A 1,195-nucleotide genomic window follows, 5' to 3' on the forward strand; every position below is an offset into this window, starting at 1 on the left:
ACGGTGGTATACAAACTGATATGCGTGGGTTGGGTACCACATTTCACTCCATCCGTCACGGAGCTGCCTCGGACTAACGGCGCACGTTCAGTTCTAAGACCTAGTGCATAGTTGAACATGAGGGTTCTCCTTCCCGGGAGTTTGCCTTCGAGCCAAATCTTCAATGTTCATCACAAAGTTATTAATCGTAAAAAAATCCATCATAAAGTCTTATTTACAATCTATTTATGCAACATTCAATTCACTAACTTGTTTATCCTCAATAGCACAAGCGATAGCCCAAATAAAGCCAAGTAATTCTCTGGCGACAGCAACTACAGCCACTTTTCCACCTTTTCCTTTAGCAGATATACGGTGATATTTCATGTGAAGACGGTGTTGAGCTTTCCAAGCAATACGTTTTGCCTCTGGATCTTGACCCTCTTGGCGTTTAAGCAATTCACCTTTAAGAGATGGGCGATGACGATAAGACCAACAAACTTCTACTATGGAACGGCGAATTTGTGAGTTTCCTGTTTTCGTAATCGAACCTTGCCAACGATTTGATCCACTAGAGTATTCTTTTGGAACAAGTCCAGCGTAGGACATCAACTGTCTTGGGTTAGCAAAACGAGAAAACTGTCCAATTTCAGCAACCAAGGTAACGGCAGTTACTTCTGCAACCCCTCTTAATGTTTGAAGTGCTTGAATAACAGGTGCGTGTTCACTTTGAAGAGCTTCTTCATGGATTTGAACTTCAATTCGTTTCATACGATCTTCTACTTCATGGATTGCATGGAGATATTCTTGAAAAACAATACGTTGAGAAGCTCTTTCAAATGTTAATCGTTTTAGCCATTCACGATGTTTAACAGACCAATTTCGAACTCCTTGCGGAGGACGTATTTCATGGCGAAGTAAGAAGTGAATTAGTCTCTGGCGAGAACTTTGTAGATCTTCACGAGCATCATGACGAGCACGAATTAAGTCTCTCAGTGCTTCATGATCTTCATCTGGAACCCATACAGAAGTAAGCTCTCCAGCACGAAGAAGCTGAGCTAATCTAATAGAATCTCGTTTATCTGTTTTGACACGATCTCCAGATCGTTTAGGAATAAGGGAGGGTGCCACAACCATACATTCAATGTCCATAGATAGAAGTAACCGGTAAATTCCATAACCTGTAGATCCTGCTTCATAGCATACTAGTAGGTTT

1 protein-coding gene is annotated in these 1,195 nt (G+C 41.4%); it reads right to left on the reverse strand.

What is annotated here, in order from left to right:
* Positions 1-225 precede the first annotated feature (225 nt).
* Positions 226-1,195: IS110 family transposase (locus AAHB15_RS29865; RefSeq protein ID WP_342043893.1), on the reverse strand; the 970-nt coding region annotated here is incomplete at its 5' end.

This window comes from Bacillus sp. OTU2372, assembly GCF_038440275.1.
Taxonomy (GTDB): Bacteria; Bacillota; Bacilli; order Bacillales; family Cytobacillaceae; genus Neobacillus; species Neobacillus bataviensis_B.